This is a genomic window from Mesorhizobium sp. M1006 (assembly GCF_040318825.1).
In the GTDB taxonomy this organism is placed as follows: Bacteria; Pseudomonadota; Alphaproteobacteria; order Rhizobiales; family Rhizobiaceae; genus Mesorhizobium.
Map to the genome: position 1 here is coordinate 146,850 of NZ_JAMYMZ010000009.1, position 24,931 is coordinate 171,780.

Genomic DNA, 24,931 nt, shown 5'->3' on the forward strand with positions numbered 1-24,931 from the left:
GGCGGCCGCTGCATCGCTCGATCCTCAGCGGTGCGCGCCACCACCGACTGCCATGCGGATACCGAGACCGACGACGACGCAGCCTGCCACCCGCTGCTGCCAGAGCCTTACCTTCGGTCGTTTCATAATCCAGGCCCCGAGCGTGCCGGATGCGAGTGCATATGTGCCCAGCACCAGCACACCGGTCATTTTCTGGGTGCCACCGAGCAGCAGCAATTGCAGCGTGACCGATCCGCGAGCAGGATCGACGAACTGCGGAAGGAATGCCACCATAAAGGTTATCGGCCAAGGATTTATCAGATTGGCGATCATTCCTTCGCGTGCGGCCACAAGCGGTCCGACATTGCGCGCCTCCTCGACGGCGACGCTGGCTGACGGCAACAGCACCAGACGCGATCCAAGCCAAACGAGATAAGCTGCACCCGCCCAGCGAAGCATGGCAAAGGCAAGCGGCGATGCCTGGAGCAGCGACGATATGCCGAGGGCAAGGAGCGGCAGCTGGACCATACCGGCGCCGAGGGTCATTCCGAGGACGGTGAACAGGGCAATATCACGGCCCTGCCCGATGCCGCGCGCAATCACCAGCAGACTGTCGGGCCCCGGCGGCATCTGCATCAGGATGACCGTTCCGACAAAAGCCGTCCACGAAGCGGGATCCACGCCGCTACTTCGCCCCGGTTTCGTAAGATGCCTTCGCGCTGTCCTTCAACTGGCCGGCATCTCGCATCGTCTTGAGTGCTTCGTCCCTCGTCAGGCCGCACCTGCGGGCAAAAAAATCGATCTCATAGGCCAACTCGGCCGACAGGTCGTGTTTGGCATGCATTCTTCGCTTGTGTTTGCGTGCGCCCATTCAGGCTCGGTCCCGGATACGTTAGTCTTCCCGAACTCACATCGGATCAGTCGGTTCCACTGCCGGACCAATCCACTTTCCGCAGGTTTTCTCACGCGCTGTCTGGCCGGCCCACCCTATCCTTGAGTTCGTTCAGGAACGCGAGCAGCGCGTCCTCAGGATCGTCGGCCTCTTCGGTCAGCATATCGATGCCCCAGTGGCCGAGAACAGCCTCCTGGACGATGCTCGGCTGCGACATGAAGATGAAGGATTTCGGGCGGCTCTTTTCGTAGCCCGACCGCCGCCAGGTCTGCCAAAGCCTGTGCAACAGCAGACGGATGTTCATATCAGACATGCTGTAGCCGATGAACAGGAGGGTGCGCCCCAGTGCGTCGGCGCGAAACTTCACGTCGAGCGGCGAATCGAACGAAAGCCGGTCGAAATAGTCGGTCTCCGCCAGGACCAGCGATTTGTCGTCGTCGAAATCGCCGTGGAATTTGATAATCTGCGTCACCTCGCCGGTCGTCTTGGGCAAGTCCTTTGCGTTGGCCACCTTCACAAAGGGCCGGCCATGAATCTCGAAGGCAACCTCGAGGTTGCGATCATAATTGGTGGTGTAGATGATCGGAAAATCGAGCGATACGATGAGCTTGTGGATTGCCGACCGCTGCACTTCTTCCCGCGAGACGCTCCATTCACGATCCATCCAACTGCGCAAAGGGCCGAGGCTCCCCTGCTTCAGCCGGTAATATTCGGCAAGCGCCTGATAGCTGGCCTCCGGTGCGCCGATCATGTCCTCGTCAAGGCCGAGCTCGTTTTGCATGTGTTCGATGAGCTTTTGCCAAGACGGCAAGCCGACGCTCATCGACACCCCGGCTCCAACGAACAAGATAGCTCGTCGCTCTTTCACCGATTGAGCCAGTTGCTCGACTGCGGACAGCATTCGACACAACTGCCAGAAGTGCTGCTCTGTTCCGACGGCGCCTGGACCATCGCAAGAATAACTCCGATTTCCGGTTGAGTGCCAACACCCAGATCGGCTGTCCCGAGTTCCGGTCGCCCGAGTTTGTCCGACCGAATCCGATATTTATTTCGTTCCCTTTGGCACTTCTGCGCCTCCTACGCGTTGGAGAGTGTTCAACAAAGACGGCGCAGCTAATGGATCGCCATCGGATTGTCTCGGTAGCATTATGTCTGTTCCTGCTTACGATCGGCGCCGTCCAGCAAAAGGCTTGGGCTCAAGCACCTTGCCCGGCCGACCATGACAAGTTGCTGGCCGCCCTCAAGGCCAACGTCAAATCCAGCGGCGGTCCCGGCAATGGCGGCTTCGACACTAATGAATGGGCGGCAGTCGTGGCTCGCGACGGAACTGTCTGCGCCGTCGCCTTCAGTGGGCCTACCGCCGACGCCCAGTGGCCTGGCAGCCGGCTGATCGCCGCCGAAAAAGCCAATACCGCCAACGGGCTCAGCCTCGCCCACATGGCGTTGTCCACCGCGAACCTCTATGCGCCGGTGCAGCCCGGCGGTCCTCTATTCGGCCTGCAGGCCACCAATCCGGTCAATCCAGCGGTGGCCTATGCCGGCGATCCTTCAACGTTTGGAAGCTCCAGCGATCCATTGCTGGGAAAGCCTATCGGCGGTGTCGTCGTGTTTGGCGGCGGCCTGGCTCTCTACGACGGCAAGGGGATCGTCGGGGCCCTCGGGATAAGCGGCGATTCCCCCTGTGCCGACCACAATGTCGCCTGGCGTGTGCGCGCCGCGCTCGGGCTGGACAAGGTACCGGCAGGCGTCAACCCAAACCGCAAGGACGCTATCATTTTCGACCTCGATCCCGGCGGCAAGAGCGCTTCCGGCTGGGGCCATCCATTGTGTGCCGGAAGCGAGGCGGACGTGGCGGCGGAGCTTGGCGCCGGGGTCGGCGGCTCGATACGCAAATGAGGAAAGGGCGACAAGTGGCGGCGAAAACTCGTGTGTCAGCCAAAGGCGGAAACAGGCCAATGGCTGCGAGGCTGGGATGGACGCTGCTGGCGGGGTTTGCACTGATGACGGCGGCGGTTGCTCAGTCTTTATCAGGCCCTGCGATAAATCCGCCGGCCGCGGCTGCTCCGCCCGACGACGGCCAGTGGGCGATGCCGGCAAAGAACTACGCCTCGACCCGCTACAGCGAACTTGCGGAGATCACCGAAGACAACATCAAAAACCTGCAGGTGGCCTTCACCTTCTCGACCGGCGTCAACAAGGGCCAGGAGGCTGCGCCTCTGGTCGTCGGCAACACGATGTACATCGTGACGCCGTTTCCCAACATCCTCTATGCGCTTGACCTTACCAAGCCCGGCGCGCCGATGAAGTGGAAATTCGAGCCCAATCCCGAGCCCGCCGCGCAGGGCGTTGCCTGTTGCGACGTGGTCAACCGTGGTGCGGCCTTCTTCGACGGGCACATCTATTTCAACACGCTCGATGGTCATGCCATCGCCGTCGATGCGGCCACCGGCAAACCGGTCTGGAACACCCATATCGGCAACATCAATATCGGCGAGACCATCACCATGGCGCCGCTGGTGGTGAAGGGGAAGGTACTGGTCGGCAATTCCGGCGGCGAAATGGGCGTACGCGGCTGGATCAAGGCGCTCGACGCCGGCGACGGGCACGTCGTCTGGACGGCCTACAATACCGGCCCGGACGCCGACGTGCTGATCGGCCCCGATTTCAAGCCGCATTACGACATGGACAAGGGCAAGGATCTCGGGGTGACATCGTGGCCGCCCGACGCCTGGAAGATCGGCGGCGGCAATGTGTGGGGCTGGATTTCCTATGACCCGGACCTCAACCTGATCTTCCACGGCACCGGAAATCCCGGTCCGTGGAATCCGGATCTGCGGCCCGGCGACAACAAATGGACCGCCGGCATCTTTGCCCGCGATCCCGACACCGGCGCAGCAAAATGGTTTTATCAATGGACCCCGCACGATTTGCACGACTACGACGGCATCAACGAACAGGTGCTGCTCGACATGACCTGGCAGGGCAAGCCCCGCAAGGTGCTGGTCCGACCGGAACGCAACGGCTACGTCTATCTGTTGGACCGCACTACGGGCGAAGTACTGTCGGCAGTGCCGTTCGGGCCTGTCAATTCCAGCAAGGGCGTCGACCTGAAGACCGGCCGGCTGATTGTAAATCCGGACAAGAAGACCGGCACCGGCAAGGTCGTCCGCGACATCTGTCCCACCGCATCGGGCCTCAAGGACTGGCAACCTTCGGCGTTCTCGCCCAAGACCGGCCTGCTCTACATCCCGCATAATAACATGTGCATGGACGAAGAAGGCGTCGAGGTGAATTACATCGCCGGCACGCCCTATGTCGGCATGAACGTGCGCATGATTCCCGGGCCGGGCGGCAATCGCGGTGCATTTACTGCCTGGGATGTCGCCGCCGCCAAGCCGGCGTGGAGCCTGAAGGAGAACTTTCCGGTGTGGAGCGGCGCGGTCGCCACCGCCGGCAACGTCGTGTTCTATGGCACGATGGAAGGCTGGTTCAAGGCGGTCAGCGCCAGGACCGGCGAACTGCTTTGGCAGTTCAAGACGTCGTCCGGCATCATCGGCCAGCCGATCACCTATCGCGGCCCGGACGGGCACCAATATGTTGCGGTTCTTTCGGGCGTCGGCGGCTGGGCCGGTGCGATCGTATCCGGCGATCTCGACCCGCGCGACGCCACCGCTGCGCTCGGCTTCGTCAACGTCATGAAGGATCTGAAGGATGTAACCACGGCGGGAGGTACGCTGTATGTGTTCCGGCTGCCTTGAGACGATCGGCCGCGTTATGTGCTCACGGAAAACGCGTTCGCGGCGGCTTGCCGCCGCGGTTGGCGCACTGGCGCTCTCGCTTGTGGCCGCCGTTGCCGATGCGCGCGAGTTGAGGATCTGCGCAGATCCCAACAACATGCCGTTCTCCAATGCCACCCGGGAAGGCTTTGAAAACAAGATTGCCGAACTCGTCGCCCGGGAGCTGGGTGCGACTGTTTCCTACACGTGGTGGGCACAGCGGCGCGGCTTCGTCCGCAACACGCTGAAAGCCGGCCTGTGCGATCTGGTGCCCGGGACGCCCACCAATCTCGAGATGCTGCGCACCACCGCGCCCTACTACCGGTCTTCCTACGTCTTCGTGACACGCAGAGATGCGCCGGAAATCGCGTCCTTCAACGATCCTCGCCTGCGCGATCTGCACATCGGCGTCCAGCTGATCGGCGACGACGGCGCCAACTCGCCACCCGTCCAGGCGCTCGGCAGTCGCGGCATCGTCGGCCATCTCGTCGGTTTCCCCGTCTATGGCGACTATTCGGCGCCAAACCCGCCAGCGCGCATCATTGAGGCGGTCGCGAATGGCGACATCGATATGGCCGTCGTCTGGGGGCCGTTGGCCGGCTACTTCGGTGCCAGGCAAAAAGTACCGTTGCGGATTACGCCGGTTGCACCGCGCATCGACGGTCCGCTGCTGCCGATGATCTACGACATCTCGATGGGCGTGCGCCACGACGACGATGCGCTGCGCAGCGAGGTAGACGCAGCGCTCGCCAAACACCGCGCCGAGATCGATGCAATCCTGGCGGCATATGACGTGCCTCGCCTCGACATCGCCGGGGCGGCAGCGCGATGAACCGCGGCCTTCCATGCGTGCTGTCGGCGATGCTCGTTCTTGCCGCCTGCCAGCGTGAGGAACGCGACACGCGTCCACAGTCGGCGCTCGGCTCGGGCGACCAACCGGCAGCCGTAACGGCCCTCGAGCCGGGCGGCCAGCGGCCAGCCTCGTCCAACAACAAGGCCGGAGTGTTCGAGGCCAACGCCTTCCACCTCAGCGAGGGCAAGCGTCTGTTCAACTGGTTTAACTGTTCCGGCTGCCATGCCAATGGCGGTGGCGGCATGGGCCCGGCGCTCATGGACCAGAAGTGGCTCTATGGCAGCTCGATCGAAAGCATCCACGCCACGATCAGGGACGGTCGGCCAAACGGCATGCCGAGCTTCCGGGACAAGATCCCGGACGACCAGATCTGGGAGCTTGCGGCCTTCGTCCGCGCGTTGAGCGGCAACGCGCCAAAATCGGCTGCGCCGAGCCGCGACGACGACATGATGCCCCATCCGTCCGAAAATCGCCTGCCGGATGCCGCGACTCTGGGGAAGTCGCCGTGAACCGCCTTGTTTGCAGCGTGTGCTGCGGCGCAGCCTGCATGCTGCTCCTTGCAGGATGCAGCGGCTGGCAATCCGCGCTTGACCCAAAAGGCCCGGCCGCGAGCGAGCTTGCATGGCTGATCTGGTTCTTCACAGCACTGTGCACGGTGGTCTGGCTTTTGGTGATGGCCGTGCTGATCCTGCCATTGGCCCGACGCCCCGCGCCGGTCGGCGATCCGCTTGTCCTCGACGCTGCCGCCGAGCGCGGCAAGATGCGAATTGTCGTCGCCGCACTCGCCGCTACCGCCCTGATCCTGGTCGGCCTGACGCTGCTGAGCTACGTCGCTAACCGGACGCTTGCCGCCATCGGCTTGGATGCGGCGCTGACGATCCGGGTGACCGGGCATCAATGGTGGTGGGAGGTGCGCTACGAAAACGATCAGCCGAACCGCATCCTGACGACCGCCAATGAAATCCACATCCCGGCGGGCGAGCCGGTGCGGCTTGTAGTAACCTCGACCGACGTCATCCATTCCTTCTGGGTGCCGAACCTCTCGGGCAAGCTGGACCTCATTCCAGGCCACGAGAACGTTCTCGATCTGAAGGCTGACAAGCCCGGCGTCTATCGCGGCCAGTGCGCCGAGTTCTGCGGCGCGCAGCACGCCAATATGAGCACCTTCATCATCGCCGAACCTCGGCCCGTCTTCGACGCGTGGCTGAACGATCAGCTGCGGCCGGCAGCTGCTCCCGTGTCGACCGAGGCCAAAGCCGGCCACGACCTGTTCCTCAAACGACCATGCGTGATGTGCCACAAGATCGGCGGCACCATCGCCGGCGGTACGGTCGCTCCCGACCTTACACATATCGCAAGCCGGCGGACGCTCGCTGCCGGAACGCTGGCGATGAGCCGCGGCAATCTCGCAGCCTGGATAGCCGATCCGCAAGGGATCAAGCCAGGTGCCCACATGCCCGTGGTGGGACTGAACGGGGACGAGCTGAACGCGATAGTAGCCTATCTCGAGGGCTTGAAATGAGCAGCGCCGACCTAGCCCATGGGCGAGACCTCGCCCCGCAACGCGCCGCAGCACAAAAGGGTGACCTGGCTCCCGAGCGCGACGGCCCTCGCGATACCGGCCTCGACGACGCCAGCCTCGAGCGCTGGCTGGCGCGGACATGGCAGACCGTGCCGGGCATCATCGGTGCGCTCTCGAGCGTCGACCACAAAATTGTCGCGCGGCGGTACCTGATCACCGCTTTCGTCTTCCTGTGCCTCGGTGGCCTCAGCGCCGTTGCCATGCGCATCCAACTGTCGGGGCCGGAGCGCGGGCTGATCGGGCCGGACCGCTACAACCAGCTATTCACCATGCATGGCGTGACCATGATGTTCCTGTTTGCAGTGCCAATCGTTCAGGCGACCGGCATCTATCTCGTGCCGCTGATGGTCGGCACCCGCAACATCGCCTTTCCGCGCCTCAATGCATTCAGCTTCTGGATTTATCTCTCCGGTGGCCTCTTCGCCTGGGTGTCGTTTGCACTCGACATGGCGCCCGACGTCGGCTGGTTTTCTTACGTGCCGCTGTCCGGTCCTGAATTCGGGCCAGGCAAACGTTCCGACGTGTGGGCGCAGATGATCACCTATACCGAAGTGTCGTCGTTGGCGGTCGCGGTTGCCACCATCGTCACCGTGCTGAAGCAACGCGCGCCGGGCATGTCGCTGGACAAGATTCCGCTCTATGTCTGGGCGATGCTGGTCACCTCCTTCGTCATCGTGTTCGCCATGCCGGCGGTCATGATCACGTCGACCTTCCTGATCCTCGACCGTCTGGTCGGCACCCATATCTTCAATCCCGCCGAGGGTGGCGACGTACTGCTGTTCCAGCACCTGTTCTGGTTCTTCGGCCACCCCGAAGTCTACATCATTTTCCTGCCGGCCACCGGCATGGTGTCCTCGATCATCGCCGCTTTCGCCCGGCGTCCGGTATTCGGCTATCTGGGCATGGTTCTGTCGCTGATTTCGGTCGGCTTCCTGTCGTTCGGCCTGTGGGTTCACCACATGTTCGCAACTGGCCTGCCCAAGCTCGGCGCGAGCTTCTTCACCGCCTCGAGCATGCTGATCGCCATCCCGAACGGGCTGCAGATCTTCTGCTGGCTGGCGACATTGTGGGACGAACGCCCGATAATGAGGACGCCGCTGCTGTTCGTGTTCGGCTTCTTCTTCACGTTCGTCGCGGGCGGCCTGACCGGCGTGATGCTGGCGTCGGTGCCATTGGACCTGCAAGTACACGACACCTATTTCGTTACCGCGCATTTCCACTACGTGCTGATCGGCGGGTCGGTGTTCCCGCTGCTTGGCGCGACCTATTTCTGGTTCCCCAAGATCACCGGCCGGATGATGAGCGAGCGTCTTGGACGCTGGCACTTCTGGCTTGCCTTCATAGGCTTCAATGCGGCGTTCTTTCCGATGCACATTGTCGGCCTGTGGGGCATGCCGCGCCGGGTCTACACCTATCCGGTGGAGCTCGGCTGGGGCAACATCAACCTGTTCATCACAGCCGGCGCGGTCGTCCTGTTCCTAAGCTTCGTTCTGTTCACCATAAACCTGGTGTACAGCGCCTCGAGGGGCGCCCCGGCCGGGGACAATCCCTGGAATGCGGGCACGCTTGAATGGGCGACAAGCTCCCCGCCGCCGAGCTATAATTTCGCTCGGATTCCGGTGGTTACCCACTCCGAGCCGCTCTGGGCCGAACGTGACACGCTGCCTGTCGCGACCGGGCTTCGCGTCGACGCGCGCGAACTTGTCATTTCGACGGTGGCAGAGGCGCATCCAGATGTGCGCGAGAAGTCGGCGACGCCGTCGATCTGGCCATTGTTCGCCGCGCTCGCCGTCGGCGCCACCTTTCTCTATTCGATCTTCAGCCCGTGGGCGGTGGTCTGGGGAGCCGGGCCAATCGCCATCACTTTGATCGGTTGGTTCTGGCCGAAAGGCGATCCGGAGGATGAGGAATGAAACAGCGTCCTGCCGCCGATCTTTCCAAACTCCCGACCTTCGGGATCGGACCGCGCAGCCCGACCTGGTGGGGCACTCTCGCTTTCATGGCGCTGGAGGGCACCGGCTTCGCGCTCGCCGCAGGCGCCTATCTTTACCTCGCCTATCTGTCGCCCGACTGGCCATTGGGCGTGCCGCCGCCCAACCATTGGCCAGGCACCATCGTCACACTGTTGCTGCTCGCCAGCGTGGTGCCCAATCACATACTGAACCGCTACGCCGAAGCCTGTGCCATGGTGCCCGTGCGCATCGGCCTGATCGTCATGACGCTGCTCGGTATCGCACCGCTTGTCGTGCGGTGGTTCGAATTTCCGGCCCTCAACATCTATTGGGATACCAATGCGTACGGCTCAATGCTGTGGGTCCTGCTCGGCCTCCACACCACACACCTGATCACCGACGTCGGCGACACGCTGGTGCTGACGGTCCTGATGTTCACGCGCCATGGCTATAGCGGCCGGCGTTTCGGGGATGTTGGCGACAACGTCTTCTACTGGGATTTCGTGGTCGCGACCTGGATCCCGATCTATCTGTTGATCTATTGGATGCCGAGGCTTGACTGAGATGCGTGCGCTTCGCTTGGGCACATCATGGGGCGGGCTGTTGTCCGGGCCTTTGGCCTGGGCGGTGTCGACGCAGCTGAATTACGCGGTCGTGGAGTGGCAGTGCGCCCACGGCATTCCTGTCATACCGGTCGTTGCGCTGATGCTGACGGTGCTGGCCTTGCTCGGCGGGGCGCTGTCGTGGCGGGCGCGACAGCAAGGTGGCGCCGCCTTTAAACCGGACCGTGCGCGCGGCACCGAGGATTTCGTCGCCAATATCGGCATTCTCAGCGCGTTGCTGTTTGCGCTGGTAATCGTCATGCAAGGCGCCGCCTCGCTCATTCTCGACGGCTGTCTGCGATGAGCTTCGACGCGCTCTTCTCGACCTCGATCTGCTACGGTGCCGGTGCCCCGCAGGCCGGCTGGACACTGGCGTTGCCGATCACGCTGCCGCTAGGCGTGGTCGCACTGCTTTACGCGGCAGGCGCCTTTCGGCTGTGGCGGCGGAGCGCCCGCAGCCGCCCGTTGCGGATGCGACAAGCCCTGCTGTTCGCGACCGGCTGGGCCATTTTGGCGGCAGCACTGGTCAGTCCGCTCCATGCATTGGGTGAGCGCGTCTTCACCGCCCACATGATCGAGCATGAGCTGTTGATGGCGGTGGTGGCACCCCTGCTGGTCGCCTCCCGTCCGGCGGCGGCGATGATGTGGGCATTGCCGATCAAGCTGCGGCTGGCATTTGGCGCAGCCGGGCAGGCGAAGATGCTTCGAACCGTTTGGGCCGCCATCAGCCGCCCTGTTGCCGCGACCTTCCTGCACGGCGTCGCGATATGGGCGTGGCACGTTCCGGCGCTGTTCGAGGCGGCGCTTGCACGGGGTGTCCTGCATTATGCGCAACATGCCTGGTTCTTCGGCACAGGGCTGCTGTTCTGGTGGGTGCTGCTGCCGCGTTCAGGCCGCGAACAAGCCTATGGCAGCGCAGTCATGCACCTCTTCTTCACCTCGCTGCATACCGGCCTGCTCGGGGTGCTGCTGCTGGTCTCGCCAAGGCTGTGGTATCCGGTGAACGCAGCCGGTGCGAAATTGTGGAACCTTAGTCCGCTCGAGGACCAGCAGCTCGCCGGTCTGGTGATGTGGGTTCCGGCCGGCCTGATCTATGGCGGCGCGGCTTTGCTGCTGGCCGGCCTGTGGATCCGCTCCAGTGGACAGAGAAGATGGGAGACGTCGCATGCGCTCCAAGCTGTCTAAGCTGGTCATTGGTGCCGGGACGGCAATTGTCGTGCTGGCCGCAGCTTGGACGGCGCTGACGTTGTGGCCGGAGCGCCTCATCAGGGTCGCGCATAAAACGGACAATGCCACCAGCAGCATCGGTGTGCGCGCCACATCGCGCTTTACTCCGTCCGGACCCATACTCGGCGCCGCAGCAATTGTCTTGCTCGTTGCAGTCCTGGCCGGGATCGCGTTGTACTTCGAGCAAAGCCGTCGAGTGGAGCAGAAGGCCGACAATGCAACCGGCGGTGTTGGCGCCCGCGCTATACCCATCATGATGGCCAATGGCTGTGCTGGATGCCACACGATCACCGGCGTTCCCGGCGCGCAGGGAATGGTCGGTCCACGCCTCGACGCCAGCTTGGCCACCCGGGTCTATATCGGCGGCGTATTGTCCAACAACCCGCGAAACATGGTCCGTTGGATACGGGCCGCAAGGGAGATCAATCCGCACGCGGCAATGCCTTCGACAAGGATTTCCGAGCAGGAGGCGCGGGACGTCGCTGCCTACCTCTATTCGCTGAAATGACATCGTTGCTCGCCTAGTCGAGATCAAACCCTGCCGGCAGTCTACCGATGCCGGTTTGCCGGGACCGGCAATCGTCACCGCCTTCGGCTCGATGCCTTAGTTGCCGACGAACCTTTCGGAACCGGCCCGCATCGGCGAGGCTGCCCGCGATTAGTCGGACATCGCCGAGCGCCGCTATGCCCGGTAATCTGCTGTGCGGATTGTTTCGCGGGCATCTCGGATATGAGCTTCTTTGGCGAGTGGGCCGAGTGCAATCTCGACGTCGTCGTCCCAGTCGAATTGACGGGGTGGTTGTTTTTTTCAGAATTGGACAGTGCTGCTGAGAATTGCGTGCCACGCCGTGGGCAGACACGCCTCATGGAGCCGAAGAACCGAACGGATTTAGAGCGAAGAATCGGAACGGACCGGAGCGCCTCGGCTAATGACTTGAGCGCCGCAATCACCTTTGTCAGCGGAAGGTTGCGGGCTCCTAGCCGACTTCGATGTTCCAACCGCGAGGCGACCGCGGTCGGAGTCGCCACGAACGACCGTAGCGCAATCACGTCGTTTCGGGAGACTCGTTCGATTTGGGAGCCTCGTCGGTCTCCGGCAAACGATCGCGAATGGCTTCCTCGGTTTTGCTTGCCGTCTTTTTCACGACTTTCTCGACGCGGTCGACCAACGTCTCGGCGTCGCCGCTGGAACCCTGTCGGTCAGCCTCTTCCTTTACAGTCTCATATGCTTCGGCGGCGACCTGCTTGGCTTGCTCCACGCCTTCTTCAAAGACTTCCTCGGCACTGTCACGAAGCTTGTCGCGGTAGGGGCCGAGTTGCGCGTCCTCAGCGGCGGTGTGAGGCAGCATCACGCCAATGGCGGTGCCCACGGCAAGGCCTACCGCGGCCATTGCCAGAGGTTCGCGCTGGAACAGGTCCTGAGCCGACTGCCGCACCCGCCCCGTCCTATCGGTGGCGGCCGAGCCGACCTGCCCGGCTGTGCTTCTCAATCTTTCTTTGGCGCCGCTCGCAACGTCTGCCACAGCCTCAGCCGCACCGCCTGCCACGGACGCAACCGAACGGGCGGTATCGGAGAGCATGGAGCCGGCGGAACCTTCGCCCTCGGCACCGTACTCATCGCCGCGTGAGTCCTGCCAGGCCCCGCCCAAGCCCCTCTGGTCAGAGAAGTTTCGGGTGCCGTCAGGTTCCCTGCCGGTCGAATAGGCACCAAGTGCTGAACTGTCTACCGACGTGCCCTTGCCTAGCATCAGCCAGGCCAGGCCCGCGCCGACCAATGTAAGCGGCAACGGATTGTCCCTGACCTGAGTCTTAAGATTGCTGAGCATGGCGGATCCCTCGCCGCTGAACATCCCGGTGAATTCGTCGATCAGCTGACCTGGTGTCATCTTGCTCCGGATCGAGTCTGCCGTGTCCGTTATCTTGGCACGGGCAATGTCGGCATCGCGTTCGAGTTCGGCTGCGGATTTGTCGGTCATCTTATCTGGTCCTTGATCACGCGTGCGTCGCGTTTAAGTTGGTCTTGGGTCCGGTCGGGGGTCAACTCTGAGGGAGCCATGCTTGCCTTGCCGGAGCGCAGGAGTATGACGCCCAGTACTGCCACCACGACGCCGACGAGCAGCGAGGACCATCCGGCTCCCAGGCCGGCGCTCGCCAAGGCAATCACCAGCGCCTGCAAAAGCACCATCAGGGCGGCAAGCAGGCAAATGACGCCTCCCATTACCTCCACGGCGCCGGCGCCGGCCTTGCTTAACTTTTCTGACATTTCAGCCCGCAACAGCCTGCTTTCGGTTTGAAGCAGTGTTGTGACCTGCTGTGCCAGATCGCTGACAAGGGTTGTCAGGCTGCGAGTGTCCTGGTTGTCAGTCATGGGTTTCGCTCCAGGCTTGCATTGGCCCAGTCATCGCCGGACTGATCGGATCCTAACGGGGCTGGTTCAACTGGCTCTGCCGATCGCCATCCCGACTCATTCGAGCTAGGACCCGTCTCGGGCGCCCGGCCTTTTCCCGACTGGCCCGGTGCTCCGGTTTGGGCAGAGGGTGGCGAGCTCTTGATGAACCGCCCCAAAGCCAGGCCTGCCAATACCGAGCCGGCGATCAGCGCCCCCGAGTTTTCGCGGCCGAACGACTGAATTTCGCCAAGCACCTCGTCGAAGGGTTTATCCTTCAGGGACGAGGAAAGCCGCTCGAGCCCGCCTGCGGCGTCAAGGGCGAATTTCGAAGCGGTCCGTTGATCATTGTTGGCAAGATGCTCGCTTGCCGCGCGCAATGCGCCGCTGAAGGCCTTGAGACTGGCGCTCATGTCGCGCTGCGTTCCCTCCGCCTTGTTGAACAATGCTTGCTTTGCTTCCGATGCGTAATCTCCGGCTTTCCTGGTGATCTCGTCACGCGCATCGTGGAGCGCTTCCGTCGCGGTCTGCTTTTCCCGTTGTAGTCTTTCCGAAAGCTCGCTTCTGGCTGTCTCGAAATCGGCCGTCTGACGGCCTTGATCGTCTTTGTCCTGCATGGTGTCTCCTAGTGGAATCCGAGGAAGGAGAGGATCGCAAGCACGACGACGACAAGGCCGATGAGATAAATAACACTGTTCATGGCGCAATCTCCTCCACTGCGCACCGAACTTGCCTGTGCTTCCCGTGTTCCCCCAGACGTCATCTTTTTTGGTAAGCGAAGCCTAACCAGCCTCAAGACGAGCTCTTGTCCTGTGCCGATAGGGGTGAGCGCGCGGTTGGAAATGATACGAGACCGGACTCCGGTGCGACTTACAGGTCGAGACGCACGTCCGCTCCGGCAGATATTCGCGGTGCAGGGGCCGGAATTTTCCGCAGTGCTTTGACAGGGCATTATCGCAGTGGGACCTGCCTGCGACCTACCACTCGATTGCTGGCCGAGCGACCATCAGCCAGAAAATCCCGAGCACGGCAGCGAAGGCGGGGAAGCCGAAGGCGAACCACAACCAGAAGAGCCGATGGTAGCGCGGCGGCAACGGCGCGCCTGCAGCGGCGGCTTGCGATGCCAGCTTGCGCATCTCCATTTGCATCCAGACGACCGGGAGCCAGAACATTCCGGTGAAGATATAGAGCGCGATCGAAAGTACGATCCAGCCCTCCGACAGCGAGTAGCCTGCCTGCCAGGCGAGCGCGGCTCCGGTCAAAGGTTGCGCGACCACGGCCGTCGCTGTGAAAAGGAAGTCGGCGACGACAACGATACGCGCCACCGCCGCAACCGTCGCGGCATTGCCGGTCCTGTGCGCGAACAGCATGAAGAAAGCGATGCCGGCGCCGGTGCCGAGCAGCACAGATGCGCCGATGACATGCAGAAATTTCAGCAGGAAATAGAGCATCAACGCTCCTCCAGCACTGCCAAGGCCACAAAGTGCAGCACCAGGATCGGCAACACCTTGAGGAATGGCCCAAGCGGGTCGTTCCACAGATCGGGGCTCAGGAAGCTTCCGACGACCAGATAGAAGAGCGAGAGCGCGATGCCGCCATAGAGGCCTTTTCGCGCCGCCGGCCGCCAGGCTAGGAGCGCGCCGACGGCGATGTCGGCAAGAGCACCGGCTATCACGGTCGGCACCGACAATATGCCACCCCCCGTGCTTTGCATCAGCTCGACGCCACCGTTATAGCCGGTGGTCAGCGACACAATACCCGTCACGATCCAGAAGAAGGGCAGGACGACGAAGATCGCAGGCTTGATGAAATACAGCCGGGCAAACCATTTTTCCTGCACCGTTGCCGGATTGAGCGCGAGGAAACCCGCCAGGGTTTGCGGGCGTATGCCGGTCGTGGCGGTCCAGTCCGAGGGATCTCCAACCGCTCCTCGGGCAATCTCTCTGGCCGCGTTGGTGCGCATCGGTGGACGCCAGCCGAACATCGCGGCAAGGTCGCCGAGGCGGTAGAGAAGCCTCGCAACAGCCGCCGGCAAGACAAACCTGGCTGCAGGAGCCCAGCCGAGCCATCGGCGATAGCTGCCGACGACCTCGTCCATGCTCAGCTGTTCGGGACCGACAAGTTCCAGCACGATGCGAGACGGACTGGCGGGATCGAGAAGGAAGACGACGGTTGAGACCACGTCGTCGAGCTGCACCACTTGGAGCCGGCCGGTGCCGGGCATGGACGGCAGCACCGGCAGCGAGGCGAGACCCCTAAACAATGCGCTGGCCCCAAACACCGGCCGGCCGAGCACCACGGACGGGCGCAGGATCACCCAATCCAGATCAAGCGCCATAAGCGCTTGGTCGCCAGCCAGCTTCGTCGCCGAGAATGCCGAAGGCTGCGCCCGATCGACGCCGATTGCCGAGAAGTGGATCACCCGGGTAACCCCTGCCCGCGCACAGGCGAGGAAGAGTGCTGCCGCCGCCTCGCGATGGACTTCGCGCGTCTTTTCACGAGGGCTATCCTGCAGAACGCCGGCACAATTGACGACGGCGTCTATGCCCCTGAGATGCGGTAGCCAGTCTTCGGGCTGCAGCGCCACCGCCATGTCCAGCACCAGCAATTGATAATTGCCGGTCCGGTTTGCGCCGGGGCTGCGGACCAATCCGATCACCTCATGTCCTTCGGAAAGAAGGCGTGCCACAACGGAGGCACCGATTAGGCCGGTGGCGCCGGTAACCAGGACTTTCACTGGACCCCATTCTCCGACGGCGGGAAAATATCGTTCATTCCGGTTTATCGCGCTCGATACTCCCCTTCATACCGGAAAGTTCTTCCGTCGTGCATAACAACCGCGGCCGCGCCGGATCGGAGATGTCGAGCTTGTCCCAAGGGATGCGGTACATGCTGTCGCGACTGCGCAGTCGAAAGACATTGAGGACCGCAATGCCGATGGCCGAAGCGGACAGACGCTCGAAGGCCGCGTAGATGCCGACATAGTACTCAGCAATCACCAGGTCGTCGCCATCCGATTCTGCGCGTATCTCCTCGATATGACCGATGCTTTTGCCGCGCTGCGAAAGCACATTCCTGCCAGCCAATTGCTCGAGATTGATAGTAGCCATCATCCAGCTCCCGGGATACGCCCAATGACATGATCGCGCAGCCAGTCCTGCCAGTCGAAAATCGCCGTTTCGCGGACGTCGATATCGAACTCGATGTCGACGCCGATGTCGCGCACCTTGTTCCAGGCGATGCGGTGCGGCTCGGCATGGCGCTTGCCGCCGAGCCTTGCCGCAAGCCGCGCCATCCAGCGCCCCGGCCGCTGGCCAAGCCGGCGCGCCAGCGTGATCGAGCCGAGCTCGACCGCAATGATTTTTGGCGGCTTGCCTGGCCTGAGTTCGGCCACCAGCCCGTCAACCTTGCCGATCTTGACCTGCTTGCGGTCGACCACTTGCTTGTCCAGGATGTCGCGCAGCAAATCCATCACGTGCCTCCGAATATCTGCAAAGGAATGGTCACGATCGCGAGCACGAAACCGAGCGCGATGATGAAGATTACCGCGGCATTCGCGATGATGCCATTGCGGTGCTCGCCGACATAACGCTCGTCGTTCAGCAGGAAGAGGAACGGCACCACGGTCAGCGGCAGGCTGGCGGCCGTCAGCGCCATGGAAAAGATGGTGAGCTTCAGCGGATCGAGACCCAGTGCGATCGGAATGGCGGCGAGAAACAGCGAGACCGTATACACGGTGCTGAAACCCGGGTCGTCGCGCGGTTTCAGGTTCTCGCCCCAGGTCCAGCCGAAACCCTGCGCCACAAGGTAGGCTTGCTGCAGGCCGATTTCGAGCGCGGCGCCGAAGCAGGCAATGCCTAGTGACGCAACGAACAGGACGAACCCCCAGAAACCGAAGATCTGGATCAGCATCAGCGGCAGTTGGTGGTAGTCGTCGACCTGCACTATGCCGTGTGCTGCCAGAACGAGCGCCGCCACAATCAGCACACCCATAGCGATTGTGCCGCCAAAACTCATGCCCAGGCCGGCAATCGCCCGATTGGCTCCGAGATAGCTCTTGTCCCACTCGTCCTCGATCGCTCCCGACGAATAGAACATGAACAGATAGGGCGAGATCGACGCACCAAGAATGCTGACCGCCATGAACCAGTAGTTGGCCGCGTCGTGATCCGGCAGTGTTGGCACGGCCCCGGCCGCGACCTGCCCCCAATCGGGCTTCAGCATGACGGCGCCAACCACGAAGCACAGCGTGACCAGCCCGAGGATCGCGACGCCTTTTTCGATGAGTCCGAACGTGCCTTTCCAAAGGAACAGCCATGCCAGAAAAGCGACCGGCAGCGCCCACCACTGAAAGCCGATGCCGGTGGCGAGCTCGAGCGCAATGGCAACACCGCCGATTTCGGCTGCCATGACCAGGAAGTTAACCAGCAAAGTGGCGAGCAACGGCCACAGAAAGGCGTTGAAGCCAAACCGTTCCCGGATCCCGTCGGCGATGGTGTGATGACTAACTGCGGCGAAGCGTCCGGCCATTTCGACCAGGAAGATGATGCAGATCGTGCCCAGGACGACGGCCCATATCAGCTGAAACCTGAAGGCGGCGCCGGCCTGAGCGGCGGTCGCCATTGATCCGACCTCAAGAAAGCCGCCAACGCTGGTGACGACGCCGAGCGATATTTCGAGCAGCTTCTTCATGATTTCGGCGCGAAATATTTCGCGTAGGACGTGCTCAGGTCGGCGGCGGCGGCCCGCAGATCCTGCTGCGCGTGTTCCACTTCCGAGCGGTTGCCGTACTGCACGGCCGTCGCCGCGCGAATTGCCGCTGCCGAAAGCCGTCCAACTGCCATCGTCAGACCGGCTTGCCCGCCGGGCTCAGGCGACTTGGCGGACTGGATTTGCGCACCGGCATCGGCGAGCGCCTTGCCGGCCGATTGCAAAGTGCGCGACGTGTATTCCGACGGGGCTCCCCCAGCGATCCAGCTCTCCAGGACCAGCGATGCGGTCTGTGTGGCGGAAGCCGCGGTTTTCGACTGCTGCTCGACCTGGCCGGAAGGCGAGCATGCCGTCACTACAAATATTATCAGCAGCAAGCACAGGCGGTCTGGTCGAGGACCGACGGCTGTAACGGCATTTACAATAGGTGCTTGTAGCGTTGCTGCCACACGATTGTTCTCCCCGCACCAAGCGACTTCGGCGCGAAGTTTGATCTAGAGCGCTGGGTGATCAGGTCAACTGAACCGCGATGAACGGCGCTGGCACCGCGGAACAAACCAGCGATCGCCGGATTAGGGGATGAGGAGGCAAAGCCATGGACAGGGAAGAGCGTATCAGGCAGCGAGCCCACGAGATCTGGGAGCGCGAAGGCCGTCCGCAAGGACGCGAGCGCGAGCACTGGGATCAGGCCGTGCAGGAGATCGAAGCTGAGGGTTCCGAGGCCGAACGCGGCCCGGTCGTGCCCGATCCAACGTTCGAGGCCGGCTCCGATCCGGAGGCACGCGGCAGCAAGCGGCGGCGAGGGACATGAGACCGATGCCTCGTTTCGTCGCCTGGATCGTGGTCGTACTGGTCGTGCTGTTCGCCGCCTGGCTGATGATCGGGCGCGACAGAACCGGCGGCGGAGGTCAGCCCACGCCGCACGCAATTGATCAAAATGGATAGGAGCCGACATGACGGGAACCGATACTCATCCTGAACAAGACCCGGCGGAAGGATCGCGATCGATTGTGGAAAAGCAGCTCCGCAACGAGCAAGGCGGCGAGGGTCAAGATCGCAAAGCCGAGCCAGCTTCCGACAAATCCGGCAGCAAGACCAAGACACCTTCGGAAGCGCGCAAGAAAGGCTCAGGCTTGGATTGAGCCGGCCGAAAGCGGGCTCACACTGCCGTTTGCCTCGAAATAATAGGGATAGCGCTCCTGGACGATTTCGAGCACCTCGAAGATGCGGCGAAGATGCGTTCGCATCGCCTCTTCCGCCGCAAACGCGTCGGCCTGCTCAAGCGCATCGACAATCCGCCGATGCTGGCCGAGGACCACCGACATGCTGTCGAGGCGCGGAAAAGACAGGAAGCGGAAGCGGTCCATGTGCAGCTTTGCCGCGCTGATGTCGGCCCAGATTCCGGGAAACCCGGCATGGCTGGCGATGTGCTGGTGGAACAGCCCGTCCGACTTGAAGAAGCGCCTGTCGTCCGCGATGGAGGCGAACGTCTCCTGGACGGCCAGTTCGCCTTTGAGCACGGCAAGCAGGTCGGCACGGCGCGGGCTCTCGACCGCGCGCTTGATCAGGCCGACTTCGAGCGCTTCGCGCAGAAACTGCGATTTTTCGAGATCGGCAATTCGGAGCGGCGCCACCATGCTGCCGCGCTGCGGATAAATGTCGATCAAGCCAAGACCGGCCAACCGGGCGAGCGCCTCCCTGACCGGCGTGCGGCTCACGCCGAGGGCTTCCGACATCGCCTTTTCAGAAATCAGCTCGTGCGGCTTCAGGCGGAAGGTCAGGATCTGGTCGAGCAAAACCTCGAACGTCCTAGCCGCGACTGAAGCGCCGGGGGCGGTTTCGTCGAGCCGCCCCTCGGTGATGGTCCGCGTTCCCAAAAGCCGTGCCATCGGCGACCCCTTATAGGCTCTGCAGCTTCAAGCCGTTCATGAAATGCCTGCGCAAGCAGCAGCGCCGACGTTATTCCTTGCGCGGAGAACCGCCGATGCGCGCCAGCAGGCCGCCATCGACGCGTACGACCTCGCCGGTGACGAAGGAGGCATCGTCGGACAGCAGGAAGGCGACGACTGCGGCAATCTCTTGCGGCTGGGCGGTACGGCCGAGCGGATGCATGTTGTCGAGGATGCGCAGGATCTCGTCGGGCTTATCGTTGAGCTTGACCGCATCCCGCAGCATCGGCGTGTCGACCGCGCCCGGAGCGACGGCATTGACGCGCACACCGAGCGGCGCATAATCGACGGCCATCGATTTGACCAGCCCGATCAGGCCGTGCTTGGCCGTGCTGTAGGCCAGAACCCCTTCCTGGCTGGCCAGACCCTGCACCGAGCTCATATGGACGATGGCGCCGCGGCTTTGCCGCAGCAGCGGCATCGCCGCGCGGGAGAGCAGGTAGGCAGCCTTGAGGTTGACGTTCATCACCTCGTCCCAAAGCGCCTCGTCCGTGGTCTCCACCGTTCCGTAACGCTGGATGCCGGCATTGTGGGAGAGCATGTCGAGCCCGCCGAACGCGGACCGGGCAAGCTCGACGGCGCGGCCACAGGCTTCAGTGTCGGCGGTCGAGCCAAGCACGGTGTGCACGGTCACGCCGCGCGCCGAAAGCTGCGCCGCGACGTCATCCAGCTGATCGCCCGCCCGGTCGAACAGAATCAGGTCGACGCCTTGCCCGGCCAGTCTTTCGGCGACAGCACGGCCGATGCCCATGGCCGCTCCCGTGACCAGTGCGCGTTTTTTGAACTCAGCCATTTATCCTCCCTCGAACAGTTGAACCGGCCCAAGCGTGTTCGGCGTCATGTCGATCCTTGCATGAAAGCCAGCGTTTCCGCGCGCGTCGGTGCGCCGAGCCGTCCGCCAAAGCGCAGGCACTTTAGCGCGGCGGCGGCGCTGGCCACTGCTATCGCCCGCTCTTCGTCCCAACCTTCGGCCAGGCCGAGAGCGAAGGTGCCGTGAAACACGTCGCCTGCCGCCAGGGTGTCGACGGCTTCGACCCGCGGCGACGGCAGATGACGGACATCATTGCCGCCCGGGTGCCGGAACGCGGTGCCGTTCGCCCCATCGGTGACCGCCACGAAGGCGCCGGTCCGTTCGCCGAGAATGGCGACGGCGGAACCGGCGGAAACCTCTGGACCGCAAAGGATGCGTGCCGCCGGCAGCGAAGCAACGACATGCGAGGCGAGCGGAAGTAGCCGGTCGAGCACCGGTCGCGACGCGACATCGGCGTCAAGGATCGCCGGGATGCCGCACTCGCGAGCCTTCGCCAGCGCCAGGGCCGCGGCTCCGGGCCAGCGGACATCAACCAGCACGGCGTCGAAGCGGGAAAAATCCGCGGGCGGAAGACGGTCAGGATCGGCTTGCGTGACGGCATCGTAGAAGGGCACAATCATACGCTCGCCGGCGGCATCGACCAGGATCGTGGCAATGGCCGAGCGGCCACCTTCAACCCTGCGCACCAACGAACAGTCGACCCGCTCCGCCTCCATCTGGCCGATGACATCGCGGCCGACAGCATCGTCGCCGACGCTTGCCCATAGCCAGACCTGCCCGCCCTGGCGGCTGGCTGACGCAGCGGCACTTGCCGCCATGCCGGCCGCGATCTGCACGGCCTCGCTCGGCAGGAACTTGCCGGCGCCGGAGGGCAGGACATCGAGGCGCAAGATCGTGTCGTAGGTGAGCGCGCCGACGCAGAGCAGGCGGGGCGCCGTCATTGCAGCCGGTAGCCGCGCTGATGGGCAATCGCCGTCATTACGCCTCTCAGTTCGGCGAGGCCGCGAAGACGGCCGACCACGGGGTAGCCCGGATGGGTGTGCCGCGCAGCGTCATCAATCAGCTCGTGGCCATGATCCGGGCGAAACGGCAGCAGCGCCGACGGTTCGCCGGCGTCGCGGCGGCGTTGCTGCTCGTCGAGCAAGATCGAGACCACCGAGACCATGTCGACATCGCCGCTCAGATGCTCGGATTCCATGAACGAGCCGTCCGGGTCCTTGCTGACGTTGCGCAGATGCACGAAGTTTATCTTGTGCGCAAAGCGCCTGGCGATGGCGGGCACGTCATTGGCCGGGTTGGCGCCCAGTGACCCGGTGCACAAGGTGAGGCCGCTATGGGCCGATGGCACGGCGTCCAGGATAAGGGCGATGTCGTCGGCGTTCTTGACGATCCGGCACAGGCCGACGAGATCGCGCGGCGGATCGTCCGGGTGGATCGCCAACGTGACGCCCGCCTCTTCGGCCGCCGGCAGCACGTTTTCGAGAAAACGGACGAGGTTCTCGCGCAGCCGGTCGTGCGACAGGCCCGACTGCTCGGCCACCACTTCGCGCAATTCTGCTATGTCGTAGCGCTTGAAGGCGCCCGGCAGGCCGGCCATGATGTTGGCGAGCAGACGCTCTTTTGACGTATCCGGCGTCGTCTCGAACCATTCGCTCGCCCGCTGGAGAACATCGGACGCATAGTCGCGCTCCGATCCCTTGCGCTGCAGCATGTAGCAATCGAACGCGGCAAGCTCGTGCATGTTCATGCGGAGCGCCCGTCCGCCGCCCGGCAGCGGCGCAGCCAGGTCGGTCCGGGTCCAGTCGAGGATCAGCATGAAGTTGTAGCAGACCGTGCGCACACCGCAGGCGCCGAGATTGCGTAAGGTCTGCCTGAAATTGTCGTAGAGCCGGTCGAGATCGCCGCGGCCGAGCTTGATGTCCTCGTGCACGGGCACACTCTCGACGACGCTCCATTTCAGGCCCATCGCCGGATCCGCTTCGATAAGCGCCTGGCGCTGCCTGATGGCGTCGATCGGCCAGACTTCGCCGTAAGGGATGTCGTGCAGTGCCGTCACGATGCCGGTCGCGCCGGCCTGCCTGGCATGGGCAAGCGTTGCTGCGTCGCTCGGGCCAAACCATCGCCACGTCTGCTCCATTCGACCTCCAGCTGCGGAATTTCTCGATGGGAACCGCTGATGTATTGGATACTACCATGGCAGTTAATTGCTTGCCGCAGCCCGGTCCTGTGTCCGCGTTCGGGCGGCCGCCCTATGAGAGATTACAACGGTACGTGGCGTTCAGATTGAACGGCTATGCAAGGTCCGAGTTTCGGCTGGCCCAAATCGCGCCGCGTTCGAACATCGTGCGCATTTGCGGCACGGCGAACTCGTCGGCGGTGTGGCCGAGCGCGCTGTAGAAGACGCGGCCCTTGCCGTAGCGGCGCTTCCAGACGACCGGCATGACGACGCCGGCGATGAAATCGAGATGCTCGCCGGTGAAAGTAGTCGTCGCCAGCACCTCGTTGGTCGGATCGACATGCATGTAATACTGCTCTGAACGGTAGGCGAAGCCGTCGATGCCCTGCATGACCGGATCGTCTGGCCTGGTGATATCGACGTGATAGTCGATGATGTTGCCGGGATGGGCGACCCACTGGCCGCCGGTCATGAACTGGTATTCCGGCTCGTTGCGGAAGCTGTCGCACATCGTGCCGTGAAAGCCCGCAAGGCCGGTGCCGGCCCCGACGGCGCTGGTCAGGTTTTGCAGTTCCGGCTTTTCGATCGTCGACATGGTGATCACCGGGACGATGAGATCGAGCTTGCTCAGTTGCGGATCGGCAAGCGCCGAAGTCCCCTGCTCCAGCTGCACGTCGAAGCCGTTGCCGGCCAGCATCTCCTTGACGATTTCGGCGCTTCGAGCCGGGGTGTGACCTTCCCAGCCGCCCCAGAAAATCAGTGCCGTCTTGCTCATCGCATTGTTCCCTATTCCAGAATTCCGAAAGGCAGATCGGCGCGCATCGGCGCCGGCCGGGCGCAGCCATATCTGAGATCGATACGCTGCCCTACGTCTGCTGAAGAGATGATCGATTCCATGATTTCCAGGACATGGAGGGAAAGGTCGAGACTGGCGCGGTGTTGCCTGCCCGAGACGATCGCCTGCGCCATGTCGGCAAGGCCGAGGCCCCGGTAATTGCCGTCGCCATAGGAATGGATCTGATCGGCCACCGTCCAGTCGCCCTTGCGCTGGCTGGTCCTGATGTCGCCCTGGAACTGGTTGGGATCGGAGACGATCATCGAGCCCGTGGTTCCGTAAAGTTCGATGTGATTGTGTTCATGCTTCCAGACGTCGAAGCTGGTGGTGATCGAGACCGCGGCGCCATTCTCGAATGCGAGCAGGCCGGAAATATGGGTCGGCACCTCGACCCGGATGGTCTCGCCCTGGCGCGGTCCAGAACCGATGGTGCGGGTGGCGTAGGATGACTTCGCCTGCCCGGTCACGGATTTTACCGGACCCAGGAGATTGACCAGGCAGGTCAGGTAGTACGGTCCCATGTCGAGCATCGGCCCGCCGCCGGGCTGATAGTAGAAATCCGGATTGGGATGCCAGAGCTCGTGGCCGGGCACCTGCATGAAGGCAGAGCCGGCGACAATGGTCCCGACCGTATCCTTATCGACCAGCCGCCGCGCCGTTTGGTGGGAGCCGCCAAGAAAGGTGTCGGGTGCACAGCCGACGCGCACGCCCTTTTCGCGCGCGGCCGCGACCAGCCGCTCGGCGTCGCTGAGCGTCGTTGCCAGCGGCTTCTCGGAATAGACGTGCTTGCGTTGCCCGACAGCCTGCAGGCCGACCGGCACATGATGCTGCGGCGTCGTCAGGTTGAGCACGATCTCGACGCGCGGATCGGCCAACAGCGCGTCGACCGGCATGGCAGCCAGGCCGTAGGTCGCTGCTTTCGCCTCGGCTGCCGCCCGGTTGATGTCGGCGACGCCGACAATGTCGAGCACCGGGAATTGTGGCGATGCCTTCAGATAGGCATCCGAAATGTTGCCGCAGCCGATAATGCCGACGCCGATGCTGCGCATGGGCTTCTCCTCAAAAGGCGGCATTGATGAAACAGCAGAACTCGTTTGTCACCCCCCTTTCGGCCGGACGAGGTTGTCCCGTGACAAGGATATACCTCGAGAGCCTCAGAACCGCCGCCCGATCACAATCGCGCGCCTATGCGCGAGCGGCT

At 63.1% G+C, this 24,931-nt stretch carries 31 protein-coding genes; 13 read left to right on the plus strand and 18 right to left on the minus strand.

From position 1 onward, the window contains the following. Positions 1–24: 24 nt before the first annotated feature. The 3 genes from NKH60_RS11510 to NKH60_RS11520 all read right to left on the minus strand — a co-directional run bounded on the left by NKH60_RS11510 (position 25) and on the right by NKH60_RS11520 (position 1,772). Positions 25–660 carry a LysE family translocator gene (locus NKH60_RS11510; RefSeq protein ID WP_352476452.1) on the minus strand — a complete coding sequence of 212 codons (636 nt, stop codon included), beginning with the start codon at positions 658–660 and terminating at the stop codon, positions 25–27. Positions 661–664: 4 nt separating this feature from the next. Then, positions 665–823 (minus strand): hypothetical protein, encoded by a 159-nt coding sequence (locus NKH60_RS11515; RefSeq protein WP_352612099.1) that lies wholly within the window; start codon positions 821–823, stop codon positions 665–667. 118 nt (positions 824–941) lie between these two features. Continuing rightward, entirely contained in the window at positions 942–1,772 is an 831-nt protein-coding gene (locus tag NKH60_RS11520; RefSeq protein WP_352612097.1) for an SIR2 family NAD-dependent protein deacylase, read from the minus strand. 215 nt (positions 1,773–1,987) lie between these two features. Between NKH60_RS11520 and NKH60_RS11525 the strand changes: the two genes are divergently transcribed. From NKH60_RS11525 to NKH60_RS11570, 10 genes are all read left to right on the plus strand, one after another. Beyond that, positions 1,988–2,767, plus strand: coding sequence for a heme-binding protein (locus NKH60_RS11525; RefSeq protein ID WP_352612095.1), 780 nt, complete (start codon positions 1,988–1,990; stop codon positions 2,765–2,767). A 104-nt stretch (positions 2,768–2,871) separates the two neighbouring features. After that, positions 2,872–4,629, plus strand: coding sequence for a methanol/ethanol family PQQ-dependent dehydrogenase (locus tag NKH60_RS11530; RefSeq protein ID WP_352612696.1), 1,758 nt, complete (start codon positions 2,872–2,874; stop codon positions 4,627–4,629). Between the two features lie 16 nt (positions 4,630–4,645). Further along, a complete protein-coding gene (locus tag NKH60_RS11535; RefSeq protein ID WP_352612093.1) occupies positions 4,646–5,479 on the plus strand; it encodes a substrate-binding domain-containing protein in 834 nt (277 codons plus the stop codon). Beyond that, positions 5,476–6,009: a c-type cytochrome gene (locus NKH60_RS11540; protein WP_254818823.1), complete on the plus strand. Its 534-nt coding sequence runs from the start codon at positions 5,476–5,478 to the stop codon at positions 6,007–6,009. Before NKH60_RS11535 ends, NKH60_RS11540 begins: the two co-directional genes overlap by 4 nt. 38 nt (positions 6,010–6,047) lie before the next feature. Further along, positions 6,048–7,022, plus strand: a complete 975-nt coding sequence (coxB, locus tag NKH60_RS11545; protein ID WP_352612091.1) for a cytochrome c oxidase subunit II — start codon at positions 6,048–6,050, stop codon at positions 7,020–7,022. Further along, entirely contained in the window at positions 7,019–8,995 is a 1,977-nt protein-coding gene (gene ctaD, locus NKH60_RS11550; RefSeq protein ID WP_352612089.1) for a cytochrome c oxidase subunit I, read from the plus strand. Before coxB ends, ctaD begins: the two co-directional genes overlap by 4 nt. Then, complete coding sequence (locus NKH60_RS11555; protein ID WP_352612087.1) at positions 8,992–9,597, plus strand: cytochrome c oxidase subunit 3; 606 nt, start codon at positions 8,992–8,994, stop codon at positions 9,595–9,597. Before ctaD ends, NKH60_RS11555 begins: the two co-directional genes overlap by 4 nt. Position 9,598: 1 nt before the next feature. Continuing rightward, complete coding sequence (locus NKH60_RS11560) at positions 9,599–9,940, plus strand: hypothetical protein (RefSeq protein WP_352612694.1); 342 nt, start codon at positions 9,599–9,601, stop codon at positions 9,938–9,940. Beyond that, positions 9,937–10,821 (plus strand): cytochrome c oxidase assembly protein, encoded by an 885-nt coding sequence (locus tag NKH60_RS11565; RefSeq protein ID WP_352612085.1) that lies wholly within the window; start codon positions 9,937–9,939, stop codon positions 10,819–10,821. The genes NKH60_RS11560 and NKH60_RS11565 overlap by 4 nt, the downstream gene beginning before the upstream one ends. Continuing rightward, entirely contained in the window at positions 10,802–11,371 is a 570-nt protein-coding gene (locus tag NKH60_RS11570) for a c-type cytochrome (protein ID WP_352476444.1), read from the plus strand. The genes NKH60_RS11565 and NKH60_RS11570 overlap by 20 nt, the downstream gene beginning before the upstream one ends. Positions 11,372–11,909: 538 nt before the next feature. Here the strand turns inward: NKH60_RS11570 and NKH60_RS11575 are convergent. From NKH60_RS11575 to NKH60_RS11615, 9 genes are all read right to left on the minus strand, one after another. Then, on the minus strand, positions 11,910–12,839 hold the full coding sequence (locus tag NKH60_RS11575; protein WP_254818830.1) for a hypothetical protein: 930 nt from the start codon (positions 12,837–12,839) through the stop codon (positions 11,910–11,912). Next, a complete protein-coding gene (locus NKH60_RS11580) occupies positions 12,836–13,231 on the minus strand; it encodes a phage holin family protein (RefSeq protein WP_254818831.1) in 396 nt (131 codons plus the stop codon). The genes NKH60_RS11575 and NKH60_RS11580 overlap by 4 nt, the downstream gene beginning before the upstream one ends. Further along, the gene (locus tag NKH60_RS11585; RefSeq protein WP_254818832.1) at positions 13,228–13,956 is read right to left on the minus strand and encodes a WXG100 family type VII secretion target; all 729 of its coding nucleotides are present in this window, start codon (positions 13,954–13,956) and stop codon (positions 13,228–13,230) included. Before NKH60_RS11585 ends, NKH60_RS11580 begins: the two co-directional genes overlap by 4 nt. Positions 13,957–14,226: 270 nt before the next feature. Next, complete coding sequence (locus NKH60_RS11590) at positions 14,227–14,700, minus strand: DUF2269 family protein (RefSeq protein ID WP_352612080.1); 474 nt, start codon at positions 14,698–14,700, stop codon at positions 14,227–14,229. Then, complete coding sequence (locus NKH60_RS11595; protein WP_352612078.1) at positions 14,700–15,986, minus strand: SDR family oxidoreductase; 1,287 nt, start codon at positions 15,984–15,986, stop codon at positions 14,700–14,702. The genes NKH60_RS11590 and NKH60_RS11595 overlap by 1 nt, the downstream gene beginning before the upstream one ends. A 34-nt stretch (positions 15,987–16,020) precedes the next feature. Beyond that, positions 16,021–16,359, minus strand: a complete 339-nt coding sequence (locus NKH60_RS11600; RefSeq protein WP_352612076.1) for a hypothetical protein — start codon at positions 16,357–16,359, stop codon at positions 16,021–16,023. Beyond that, entirely contained in the window at positions 16,359–16,721 is a 363-nt protein-coding gene (locus tag NKH60_RS11605) for a hypothetical protein (protein ID WP_352612074.1), read from the minus strand. Before NKH60_RS11605 ends, NKH60_RS11600 begins: the two co-directional genes overlap by 1 nt. After that, complete coding sequence (locus tag NKH60_RS11610) at positions 16,721–17,941, minus strand: NRAMP family divalent metal transporter (protein ID WP_352612072.1); 1,221 nt, start codon at positions 17,939–17,941, stop codon at positions 16,721–16,723. The genes NKH60_RS11605 and NKH60_RS11610 overlap by 1 nt, the downstream gene beginning before the upstream one ends. Then, positions 17,938–18,336: a hypothetical protein gene (locus NKH60_RS11615; protein WP_352612070.1), complete on the minus strand. Its 399-nt coding sequence runs from the start codon at positions 18,334–18,336 to the stop codon at positions 17,938–17,940. Before NKH60_RS11615 ends, NKH60_RS11610 begins: the two co-directional genes overlap by 4 nt. A gap of 218 nt (positions 18,337–18,554) precedes the next feature. Between NKH60_RS11615 and NKH60_RS11620 the strand changes: the two genes are divergently transcribed. The 3 genes from NKH60_RS11620 to NKH60_RS11630 are packed head-to-tail and all read left to right on the plus strand — an operon-like array spanning position 18,555 to position 19,101. Continuing rightward, positions 18,555–18,770 carry a DUF2934 domain-containing protein gene (locus NKH60_RS11620; RefSeq protein ID WP_352612068.1) on the plus strand — a complete coding sequence of 72 codons (216 nt, stop codon included), beginning with the start codon at positions 18,555–18,557 and terminating at the stop codon, positions 18,768–18,770. 5 nt (positions 18,771–18,775) lie between these two features. Then, complete coding sequence (locus NKH60_RS11625) at positions 18,776–18,904, plus strand: hypothetical protein (protein WP_280952094.1); 129 nt, start codon at positions 18,776–18,778, stop codon at positions 18,902–18,904. 8 nt (positions 18,905–18,912) lie between these two features. Then, entirely contained in the window at positions 18,913–19,101 is a 189-nt protein-coding gene (locus tag NKH60_RS11630) for a hypothetical protein (RefSeq protein WP_352612066.1), read from the plus strand. Here the strand turns inward: NKH60_RS11630 and NKH60_RS11635 are convergent. From NKH60_RS11635 to NKH60_RS11660, 6 genes are all read right to left on the minus strand, one after another. Further along, a complete protein-coding gene (locus NKH60_RS11635) occupies positions 19,087–19,848 on the minus strand; it encodes a GntR family transcriptional regulator (RefSeq protein WP_352612064.1) in 762 nt (253 codons plus the stop codon). The two genes, NKH60_RS11630 and NKH60_RS11635, sit on opposite strands and share 15 nt — an antisense overlap. A gap of 70 nt (positions 19,849–19,918) precedes the next feature. Beyond that, on the minus strand, positions 19,919–20,701 hold the full coding sequence (locus NKH60_RS11640; RefSeq protein ID WP_352451506.1) for an SDR family NAD(P)-dependent oxidoreductase: 783 nt from the start codon (positions 20,699–20,701) through the stop codon (positions 19,919–19,921). Between the two features lie 44 nt (positions 20,702–20,745). Then, positions 20,746–21,660, minus strand: coding sequence for a PfkB family carbohydrate kinase (locus NKH60_RS11645; protein ID WP_352612062.1), 915 nt, complete (start codon positions 21,658–21,660; stop codon positions 20,746–20,748). Further along, positions 21,657–22,856: a mannonate dehydratase gene (gene uxuA, locus NKH60_RS11650; RefSeq protein WP_352612060.1), complete on the minus strand. Its 1,200-nt coding sequence runs from the start codon at positions 22,854–22,856 to the stop codon at positions 21,657–21,659. The genes NKH60_RS11645 and uxuA overlap by 4 nt, the downstream gene beginning before the upstream one ends. A 154-nt stretch (positions 22,857–23,010) precedes the next feature. Further along, a complete protein-coding gene (locus NKH60_RS11655) occupies positions 23,011–23,670 on the minus strand; it encodes a ThuA domain-containing protein (RefSeq protein WP_352612058.1) in 660 nt (219 codons plus the stop codon). A gap of 11 nt (positions 23,671–23,681) precedes the next feature. Next, a complete protein-coding gene (locus NKH60_RS11660) occupies positions 23,682–24,779 on the minus strand; it encodes a Gfo/Idh/MocA family protein (protein ID WP_352612056.1) in 1,098 nt (365 codons plus the stop codon). Positions 24,780–24,931 lie beyond the last annotated feature (152 nt).